Annotated in this window: 5 protein-coding genes and 1 pseudogene; 5 read left to right on the top strand and 1 reads right to left on the bottom strand. The window is 68.8% G+C overall.

Annotated features, from left to right (window positions below):
* Nucleotides 1-531: 531 nt before the first annotated feature.
* Nucleotides 532-1,335, top strand: coding sequence for an HAD family hydrolase (locus tag FHG89_RS30770; protein WP_139587889.1), 804 nt, complete (start codon nucleotides 532-534; stop codon nucleotides 1,333-1,335).
* Nucleotides 1,336-1,395: 60 nt separating this feature from the next.
* Here the strand turns inward: FHG89_RS30770 and FHG89_RS30775 are convergent, their stop codons facing one another.
* Nucleotides 1,396-2,142: a Fic family protein gene (locus tag FHG89_RS30775; RefSeq protein ID WP_139587890.1), complete on the bottom strand. Its 747-nt coding sequence runs from the start codon at nucleotides 2,140-2,142 to the stop codon at nucleotides 1,396-1,398.
* Between the two features lie 355 nt (nucleotides 2,143-2,497).
* On the opposite strand from FHG89_RS30775, the gene acs reads away from it, so the two are divergent.
* The 4 genes and pseudogenes from acs to FHG89_RS33455 all read left to right on the top strand — a co-directional run.
* Nucleotides 2,498-4,462, top strand: a complete 1,965-nt coding sequence (gene acs, locus FHG89_RS30780; RefSeq protein WP_139587891.1) for an acetate--CoA ligase — start codon at nucleotides 2,498-2,500, stop codon at nucleotides 4,460-4,462.
* A gap of 263 nt (nucleotides 4,463-4,725) precedes the next feature.
* Nucleotides 4,726-7,521 carry an immune inhibitor A domain-containing protein gene (locus FHG89_RS30785; RefSeq protein ID WP_139587892.1) on the top strand — a complete coding sequence of 932 codons (2,796 nt, stop codon included), beginning with the start codon at nucleotides 4,726-4,728 and terminating at the stop codon, nucleotides 7,519-7,521.
* A gap of 344 nt (nucleotides 7,522-7,865) precedes the next feature.
* The gene (locus FHG89_RS30790; RefSeq protein WP_139587893.1) at nucleotides 7,866-10,304 is read left to right on the top strand and encodes an immune inhibitor A domain-containing protein; all 2,439 of its coding nucleotides are present in this window, start codon (nucleotides 7,866-7,868) and stop codon (nucleotides 10,302-10,304) included.
* Between the two features lie 59 nt (nucleotides 10,305-10,363).
* Nucleotides 10,364-10,574 (top strand): annotated as a pseudogene (locus FHG89_RS33455) (hypothetical protein); the annotation flags it as partial.

Here is a 10,574-nt window from a genome sequence, read left to right on the forward strand (position 1 = left end):
TCGAACNCCAAATACCAGGCCCGCGGACCGAACATCGACCGCCGCACCTACAAAGCCACCACCAACATCGACGTCATCACCAACGAACCTTGACAGGCCAGCCACCGACCTAACTGAACGGCGTTGGGACTAGTCCGCCTCTGCGGTCGCCCCGCCCCGCTGGTCCGGAAACACGTCGTCACCTGGTCGGGAGCGCTCCCCGGGAAAGGGACGACCCCCGTCGGGGGGAGACGGGGGTCGTCGATGGTTCGGCTCCGGGGGGGTCGAGCCGAACCACTCAGCGGTCACGGGGGGTGCAACCGCCGAGCGTCTGTCTGTTTTCGTGGATGTGAAAGCTCGTCGTACCGACAAGTCTGCCTGAGCGCGCCCGTCACGTCGAGTGGTGCCGTCTCCACTCAGTGCGAAAATATCCTCGCGCAGTGTGAGCGTGATCACGCGGAGCGGAGATGGCGGTGCCGGCCCGCAGGTCTGAGGGGTGGCATGACCCCGGGCACCCGCCGACGATAGACCATCGGGCTAGACTTTCGCGCCGTGGGCCGAAGTGCCGCTTTCTTCGATCTGGACAAGACCGTCATCGCCAAGTCGAGCGCCCTGGCGTTCGGTCGGCCGTTCTACCGGGACGGGCTGATCACCCGGCGTGACGTGGTCAAGTCGGCGTACGCGCAGCTGATGTTCCGGCTGGGCGGCACCGACGAGCAGACCATGGCCCGAACACGGGACTACCTGGCTGCGCTCTGCAAGGGCTGGCAGGTGGAGCAGGTCCGTCAGATCGTCGCGGAGACGCTGCACGAGCTGATCAACCCTTACGTGTACGCCGAGGCTGCCGCCCTGATCGAGGAGCATCAGGCTGCCGGTCGGGACGTGGTGCTGGTCTCCGCGTCCGGCGAGGAGATGGTCCGGCCGATCGGTGAGCTGCTCGGGGTGACCGACGTGATCGCCACCCGGATGACGGTGCGCGACGGCCGGTACAGCGGCGAGGTGGAGTTCTACGCGGCGGGTCCGAGCAAGGTGGAGGCGGTCACGGAGTTGGCCGCCGTGCGGGACTACGACCTGGCCGACTCGTACGCCTACTCCGACTCGTACAGCGATCGTCCGCTGCTGGAGTGTGTCGGCCACCCGAGCGTGGTGAACCCGGACCGGCAGCTGCGGAAGCTGGCGTCGGAGAACGCGTGGCCGGTGTTGGAGTTCCGGCATCCGATCCCGCTGGGCCGCCGGCTGCGGGAGCGGCCCGCCGTCCCGGTGGCCGCGGCGGCGCTCGGCGTCGGCGTGGGCGTGGCCATCGGCATCGCCTGGTACGGCCGACACCGTCGCACCCGCACCGCCACCACCGCCTAACCCCCACCCCCCTGGGTCGACGCCACGACCCGATGGTCGGCGTCGCTGACAGGCGCGGGGTCAGGCGGCGGCGAGGATCTCGTTGCCGATGGCGGTGAGCTGGTCGGCGCCGATCTCGACGGCGGCCATGTAGTGGCGCAGCCAGGAGCGCAGCCCGTCGGGGGTGCCGGTGGCGAAGGCGCCGGCCGATCCGACGTACTCCGGTTCGCGTTCGCGGTGGCCGACGTCGACGGCGAGCAGGCCGCGCGGGTCGAGGCCGCTGGAGAGCAGCACCAGGCGGGCGGCGCCGCGGGCCACCACGCCGGACGGGCCGGCGAACGGGCGCAGGTTGAGCAGTTCCCCGTGTACGACGGCGGCGAGCACCAGTGGGGAGACCTTCGTGCCGCCGGCGACCAGTCCGGCGAGCCCGTCGAGTCGGGTGGCGACCACCGGGTCGGCCACCGGGCGGCCCAGCTCGGCCTCGGACACGATGTCCCGGGCGGCGAGGACGTGCAGCTTGGCGAGGGCCTGCCGGGGTGCCCTCGGCCAGAGTTCGCTCAGTCCGGGTAGTGCCCCGGCGACCCGCAGCGCCCCCTGGAGGACGGGGTCGGTGACGGTGCCGGCACGGACCTCCTCGCGCTCGTGCGCGGCCCCTTCGAGGGCGGCGCTGGCCACTGCGGAGCGCAGGCTGACCTCGGCCGCGACCTGTCCGCCGTTGCGGCGCAGCGCACGGTGCCCGAGCGCCTGGTCGAAGCTCTCGCGGGCCCGGTCGACGGCGGATGCGATGTCGGCGAGCGCGAGCAGCGGGGCGAGCGGGTCGGTGGTCACCCCGCCACGCTAGCGACCCGGCCCGGCGCTGCGGGCCGCACCCGCCCGCAACGCGACCCGGGCCACCCGGCCGACCCCGACCCGGCCCGCCGCCGAGCAAGGTCAACACGAGATCAGCGATATCGGGGTGTCCCACCGGTCCGGACACCGCGACATCGCCGAACCCGTGTCGATCAAGGCCTGCCAGCCCACCCGGACGGGGGCCGGGCACGACGGGACGGGCAGGGCCGGCCGTCGGGCGCGCGGCGGGGGCCGCTCGGCGCGACGGGGTGGGCAGCGGTCGCCGGCCGGGGAACCCGCGACTACCCTCGTGCCCAGCGAGACGCAGGTCACCCCGAGGACGAGGAGTCACGGCATGAGCGAGGCATTGGCAAATCTGCTGAACGAGACGCGCCAGTTCCCCCCGCCGGCCGAGCTCGCCGCGCACGCCAACGTCACCGTCGACGCGTACGCCGAGGCGCAGAGCGACCGGCTCGCGTTCTGGGCGAAGCAGGCCGACCGGCTGGCGTGGTCGAAGAAGTGGGACGAGGTGCTCGACTGGTCGAACCCGCCGTTCGCGAAGTGGTTCGTCGGTGGGCAGCTCAACGTGGCGTACAACTGTCTGGACCGGCATGTCGAGGCGGGCCGCGGCGACAAGGTGGCGATCCACTGGGAGGGCGAGCCGGGCGACACCCGCACCATCACGTACGCGGATCTGCACGAGCTGACCTGCCGCGCGGCGAACGCGCTCACCGACCTGGGGGTGACGGCCGGCGATCGGGTGGCGATCTACCTGCCGATGATCCCGGAGGCGGCGGTGGCGATGCTGGCGTGCGCCCGGATCGGCGCGGCGCACAGCGTGGTCTTCGGTGGGTTCTCCGCCGACTCGCTGAGCAACCGCATCCAGGACGCCAGCGCCAAGGTCGTGATCACGGCGGACGGCGGTTACCGGCGGGGCAAGCCGTCGGCGTTGAAGCCGACCGTGGACGAGGCGGTGGCGAGCTGCCCGTCGATCGAGCACGTGCTCGTGGTCCGCCGCACCGGCGAGGAGGTTGCCTGGTCGGAGAAGGACCACTGGTGGCACGAGACGGTGGAGACCGCGTCGGCCGAGCACACCGCGCAGCCGTTCGACGCGGAGCACCCGCTGTTCATCCTGTACACCAGCGGCACCACGGCCCGGCCGAAGGGCATCCTGCACACCACCGGCGGCTACCTCACCCAGGCGTCGTACACGACGCACGCGGTCTTCGACCTGAAGCCGGAGACGGACGTCTACTGGTGCACGGCCGACATCGGCTGGGTCACCGGGCACTCCTACATCGTGTACGGCCCGCTCTCCAACGGCGCCACCCAGGTCATGTACGAGGGCACCCCGGACACCCCGCACAAGGGCCGGTTCTGGGAGATCGTCGACAGGTACGGGGTGAGCATCCTCTACACCGCTCCCACCCTGATCCGGACGATGATGAAGTGGGGCGACGACATTCCGGCCGGTTTCGACCTGTCGTCGCTGCGCCTGCTGGGCAGCGTCGGCGAGCCGATCAACCCGGAGGCGTGGATGTGGTACCGGAAGCACATCGGCCGGGGTGAGCTGCCCGTTGTGGACACCTGGTGGCAGACCGAGACGGGTTCGATCATGATCTCCCCGCTGCCCGGGGTGACGGCGGCGAAGCCGGGTTCGGCGATGACCCCGCTGCCGGGAATCGTGGCCGACGTGGTGGACGACCAGGGCCAGTCGGTGCCGAACGGCGGGGGAGGCTACCTGGTGCTGCGCGAGCCGTGGCCGTCGATGCTGCGCACCATCTGGGGTGACGACAACCGGTTCATCGAGACGTACTGGTCGCGGTTCGAGGGGATGTACTTCGCCGGGGACGGCGCGAAGAAGGACGACGACGGGCACATCTGGCTGCTCGGCCGGGTGGACGACGTGATGCTGGTGTCCGGGCACAACATCTCCACCACTGAGGTGGAGTCGGCGTTGGTGTCGCACCCGTCGGTGGCCGAGGCGGCGGTCGTCGGCGCGACCGACCCGACGACCGGTCAGGCGATCGTCGCGTTCGCCATTCCGCGCGGCAGCACGGACATCGTCGGCGAGGCCGGTGAGCAGCTCATCGCGGACCTGCGCAACCACGTGGCGAAGACGCTCGGCCCGATCGCCAAGCCGCGGCAGATCATGCTGGTGCCGGAGCTGCCGAAGACCCGCTCCGGCAAGATCATGCGCCGGTTGCTGCGGGACGTGGCGGAGAACCGGTCGCTGGGCGACGTGACCACGTTGCAGGACTCCTCGGTGATGGAGCTGATCTCCTCGGGGATGAGCGGCGCGAAGTCCGACGAGGACTGACGACAGGCGTACCCCGTCGGGGGGTGGCGGTCCGGACGGACCGTCACCCCCCGTCGTCGTCTGTGGAGGTACGACCGGAAACGCTCCCAGCCGATCTCGGACATCGATTGTCCGGCCGAGAACGCGCAGATAACGCATCGATCACGATCCCGCCGTTTGGCTTGTTTCTCATTTAGTTTCACGCGCGTCGGGTGTTGTCGATGCGCCCTCACCGCGCTTCGGGACCGACCGACTTCCTCCGCCCATGCCGAGAACGGAGTGGCATGAACAAGAACCCCCATCCGGGTGCGCGTCGACGACTACTCGTCGCGTTGCCCGCCATCGCCCTCGCGGCCACCGCACTGACCGTGGGTGGCAGCGCGGCGGCCCAGTCCGCGTCCGGCACCCCCCGGGCGGTGATCGGCGCCGACGAGTACTACATCAACTACGCCGAGCCCGAGGTGCAGCCGGACACCAACGGGCGCGAGGTGAAGGGCAAGGGTGGCGTCTACGCCCCGGCCCTGGACGCCGCCCGGGCGTTCGACCAGAAGCACGCGCGGGGCAACCCGGTCACCGCCAAGCAGCTGGCGAAGATCGAGGCCAAGTCGATCCAGACCGGCAAGAACCCCCGCAAGATCAAGAAGGCGCCGACCACGCAGACGGCGAAGCTGCTGACGCTGCTTGTCGAGTTCAACGACAAGGCGAACGACGACTTCACGGACGTGATGGTCCCGAAGACGGTGTTCGAGGACCGCACCTGCGTGCCGGGCACCGTGCAGAACGGACCGAAGCACAACAAGATTCCGGACCCGGCGAGGCTGCCGCACGAGGACAACAACTCGATGTGGGTGCCGGACTTCTCGCCGTCGCACTACAACAAGATGCTGTACAGCAAGAAGGGCATCACCGAGCGGGTCCGCACGGACCTCAAGGGCCCGGACGGCAAGAAGGGCATCGACATCTCCGGTCGCACCATGCACAACATGTACCTGGAGATGTCCAAGAACGCCTACACCGTTGACGGGCAGGCCAGCCCGTGGATCACGGTGCCGCACTCGGAGGGTTGGTACGCCGCCAACCGCTGCACCCAGGACGAGAACGGCAACTGGGTCCCCGGCCGCGAGCAGTCGATGAACGGCCACCCGGACAACCCGGCCGGCGCGAGCCGGCTGGCGGGCGACGCGATCGAGGCGCTCGTCGCGAAGGACCCGACCTTCCCGTGGGCCGACTACGACATCGAGGACCAGGCCGACCGCGACGGTGACGGCAACCTCTTCGAGCCGGACGGCGTGATCGACCACCTCGTGCTGGTGCACGCCGGGCAGGGCAAGTCGCGCGGCGGCGGCGACCAGGGCGTGTACGCCGTGTGGGCGCACTCCTCCTCGGTTCCGGGTGGCTACAGCATCCCGGGCACCAACCTGAAGGTGTCGAACTACATCGTGCAGCCGGAGGACGCCGGCGTCGGCGTCTTCGCCCACGAGTTCGGCCACGACCTGGGTCTCCCGGATCTCTACGACACCTCCGGCAACGCCGACTCCGACGTGGACTTCTGGGACCTGATGGCCTCGGGCTCGCACTCCGGTGAGATCTTCCAGGCGCTGCCGACGCACATGGGCATCTGGGACAAGTGGGTGCTCGGCTGGGCCGACCCGCTGACCATCCGCCCCGGCTCGAACCCGCGTGAGGTCAAGCTCGGCCAGACCTCGCGTACGCCCATCGACTCCGAGGACGGCATCAAGGTCGACCTGCCGGACAAGATCACGACGCTTGCCACGCCGCACAGCGGCACCAAGATGTGGCACAGCAACAACGACCAGAGCTGGGCCGACGTCAAGCTGAGCCGCTCGGTCGACGTGCCGGCGGCCGCCGACGCCAAGTTCTGGATGTGGAACAACTACATCATCGAAGACGACTGGGACTACGGCTTCGTCGAGCTGTCGACCGACGGCGGCACCACCTGGACCGAGCAGAAGGTCTACGCCGAGGGCGGCGCCGTGGTCACCACGCCTGACAACTACGGTGACCCGAACGGCCGGATGAACGACTTCGGCGGCAAGAAGTACGGCCTCACCGGCAGCACCGACGGCTGGCGTCACGACTACGTCGACCTGTCGGCGTACGCCGGGACGACCGTCCAGGTCCGGCTGCGTCTCGCCACCGACGAGGCGTTCGAGGAGCGCAACTGGTTCGTCGACGACTTCTCGGTCACCGGCGGCGGCGCCACCACCTGGAGCGACGACGTCGAGGGCGGCGACAACGGCTGGACCGCCACCGGTGGCACCTTCGTCGACACCACCGGCGCGGGCTGGAAGGTCTCAAGCGGCGTCGAGACCCACGCGCACTACTACCTGGCCGAGTGGCGCAACTTCGACGGCTTCGACAAGGGCCTGAAGTACGCCTACGACACGATCTACTCCCACGAGGCGTGGAAGGTCGACCGGATCTCGTACAACGCGCCGGGCATGCTGGTCTGGTACCGGGACACCGCGCTCGGCGACGTCAACCACGTCACCGGGCAGATGACCGCGCTGCCCAGCTACGGCGCGAAGGGCGGGCTCCTGATCGTGGACTCGCACTTCGACCCGTACCGGCGCACCGGCACGGCGGCCGAGAAGGACCCGTCGGTGACGGACAACCTGCCGAGCCGTCCGCAGTCGTCGAACGCGGCGTTCGGCCTTCAGAAGACGTACCCCTTCACGGAGTGCCTGGAGGCGGCGGGCGAGCCGTACAGCGCGTACTGCACGAAGTTCAAGGCGCAGGCGCCGGTGAAGTCCTTCACCGACGCCAAGGGCTGGTACCCGGGCATCGAGATGCGCAACGGGGCCCCCTACGCCCGGGACAACGACGCGTCGGTCGTGCTGCCGTCGCGGAGCAACGCGCCGTACACCACCCGGGTGACCAACCCGGACGGTAGCCCGGCACCGGAGTTCTACGGTGTGACGCTGGGCGGCGGCGCGATCGTGCTGGGCACCGGTAACCCCGGTGACGCGGGCGTGAACTTCGGCGTCTCGCTGACCGTGAAGAAGGCCGCGCGGGACAACTCGTCGGCCACGATCTTCGTCACCCCGGCGAAGAAGTGACGGTTTCACGGTTCTCCAACTGACAACAGCGGTAACAGTGGGGCCGGTGGCGAAGACGCCTCCGGCCCCACTGCCGTATGGCCGATCAAATTGATCGAAAATCGTCGTTGCGAAACCGTTCGTACGATCCCTGCTGGCCAGCGTGGCTGATGAAGCGCCGGTGTGTGACGGCGAAAGACGTCGCCAACAAAATCTTGCAACAAATCGACGCGTGCGTCTTCCCACCCGTCCCAGCAGTGTCTATGTTCACCATTGGTCCCACTCGTGGGATCGATCTCCCACCGGCCTGTACCCCCGTTGGGCCGGTTCCCTCACACCGGAGGTACCACGTGCGCAAAGTCGCAGTGGGTCTGATCGGGCTCTCACTGACGGCGACGGGCCTGGCTTTCGGCCCGTCCGCCTCGGCGGCGCCTCAGCCCAAACTGCCGGCAGCAGCACCGGCCGCTGCCGAACCGCAGACGCTGAAGGACGAGCTCCCCGACAAGCTCGAGGAGAAGCGCCGCGAGCTGCGGGAGCAGGGTCTCAGCGACGTGCTGAGCGGTCGTAGCAAGCCGATCGAGCGCAATGGAAGCAAGGTCGTCAAGGTCGGTCAGGTCGGCAAGGCGGGCGGCAACGCCAACGCCCGTACCGCCGGCGCTCAGGCCACGAAGGATCAGTACGTCGAGCTTGAGCGTGAGCGGACCGACAAGATCTTCGTGATCCTGGCCGAGTTCGGCGACGAGCGGCACCCGTCCTACCCGGACAAGGACATCAACCCGGACATCGCCGGACCGGCGACGTTCGACGGGCCGCTGCACAACAAGATCCCGCAGCCCAACCGGGCCGTGGACAACTCCACGATCTGGCAGCCGGACTTCAGCCCGGAGCACTTCCGCCAGGTCTACTTCGGTACCAACCCGGGCGACGAGTCGCTGAAGCAGTACTACGAGGCCCAGTCCTCCGGCCGGTACACGGTCGACGGCAAGGTCACCGACTGGGTGAAGGTCCGGTACAACGAGGCCCGCTACGGTCGTTCCGACGACCCGATCGCGGACGAGGACACCCAGAACCCGGCCAACGACCCCGCCGTCTGCGCGGACAACGTCTGCTCGAACACCTGGGCCCTGATCCGCGACGCCGCCAACCAGTGGGTCGCCGACCAGAAGGCCAACGGCCGGACGGACGCGCAGATCGCCGAGGAAATGCGGTCCTACGACCAGTGGGACCGGTTCGACTACGACGGTGACGGCGACTTCAACGAGTCGGACGGCTACATCGACCACTTCCAGATCGTCCACTCCGGCGGCGACCAGGCCGACGGTGACCCGCAGCAGGGTGAGGACGCCATCTGGAGCCACCGCTGGTCGGCGTTCAACAGCTCGCCCGTGGGCCCGCCGAACTTCCCGATCGGCGGCACCCAGATCGGCAACACCGGCGTCTGGATCCGCGACTACACGATCCAGCCGGAGAACGGTGGCCGCAGCGTCTTCTACCACGAGTACGGCCACGACCTGGGCCTGCCGGACGACTACGGACCCGCCGACAACAGCAACGAGCACTGGACCCTGATGGCCCAGAGCCGGCTCGGTGCCAAGAACGACCCGGCCATCGGCGACCGCGGTGGCGACCTCGGTGCCTGGAACAAGCTCCAGCTCGGCTGGCTCGACTACGAGGTAGTGGTCGCAGGGCAGAAGCGTTCGCTGGAGCTCGGCCCGCAGGAGTACAACTCGGAGAAGGCTCAGGCCGCCGTGGTGGTGCTGCCCCAGCGGGAGTACACGTTCAACTACGGTGCGCCGTTCGAAGGTTCCAAGCAGTACTTCTCCGGTAACGAGGACGACCTCGACAGCAAGATGACGAGGACGTTCGACCTCACCGGCAAGTCCTCGGCGGCGCTGTCGCTCAAGGGCAAGTACAGCATCGAAGCCGGTTACGACTACCTCTACTTCGAGGGATCGACCGACGGCGGTCAGACCTGGACCGACCTGAACGGCACGGTCAACGGCAGGCCGATCGGCGTGGACGGCGCTGGCCGCCCGGCTCTCGCCGGCACCAGCAACGGCGCCTGGGCGGACATCAACATCCCGCTCACCCCGCTCGCCGGCAAGGTGGCGCAGGTCCGCCTGCACTACGTCACCGACGGTGGCGTCTCCGAGGGTGGCTTCTTCGGTGACGCGCTCACCGTGACCGCCGACGGTCAGACGGTGTTCAGCGACGGTGCCGAGACCGCCGCCGGCTGGACCTTCGACAAGTTCCAGGTGGTCGGGGCGACCTACACCCGGCTGTTCGACAACTTCTACATCGCCGGCAACCGGTCGTACGTCTCGTACGACAAGTACCTGAAGACCGGCCCGTACTTCTTCGGCTACGCGAACACCCGCCCGGACTGGGTGGACCACTACGCGTACCAGGAGGGCCTGCTCATCTCGTACTGGAACACCCGCTGGTCGGACAACAACACCGCACCGGCGTCGCCGACGAACCCGGGTGGTCACCCGGGTGAGGGTCGTAACCTGTACATCGATGCGCACCCGCGCCCGATCTACAACCTGACCGGCGCTCCGTGGCGGGCCCGCGTCCAGGTCTACGACGCTCCGTTCAGCCTCAAGAAGGCCGACTCGTTCACCCTGCACCTCAACAGCCAGCCGCAGTACATCCGTGGCCAGGCCGCTGAGCCGCTGTTCGACGACACCAAGAAGTACTTCTACGAGGAGCTGCCGAACCACGGCGTCAAGCTCCCCGCGACCGGTGTCAAGATCAAGGTTCTGGAGCAGGACGGCACCTCGATGAAGATCCGGATCAGCTGACCACTGATCCCGCACCACCCAGCGACGCCCGGGCAGTTCATCTGCCCGGGCGTCGCCCGTTGTCCAGCCGGGAACCGTTCGACCTGCTGGAACGTCTCACCACCGTGCCCCTGACCCCCCGCGTCACCCTCCTCGCCACGCTCCTCCTGCTGCCTCTGACCGCCTGCGCCGAGCCGCAAGCCAGCGACAGCGCCTCCTCGGCCTCCAGCACTCCGACGCCGACCGCGCCCGCCCCGACCGTCGCCGCCCCGACCGGATCCGCATCCCCGG

Source organism: Micromonospora orduensis, assembly GCF_006228125.1.
GTDB classification, from domain to species: Bacteria; Actinomycetota; Actinomycetes; order Mycobacteriales; family Micromonosporaceae; genus Micromonospora; species Micromonospora orduensis.

What these genes read in the sequence shown, in the direction of transcription:
- acs (WP_139587891.1), top strand. Translation starts at nt 2,498, where the DNA reads ATGAGCGAGGCATTGGCAAATCTGCTGAACGAGACGCGCCAGTTCCCC.
- FHG89_RS30785 (WP_139587892.1), top strand. Translation starts at nt 4,726, where the DNA reads ATGAACAAGAACCCCCATCCGGGTGCGCGTCGACGACTACTCGTCGCG.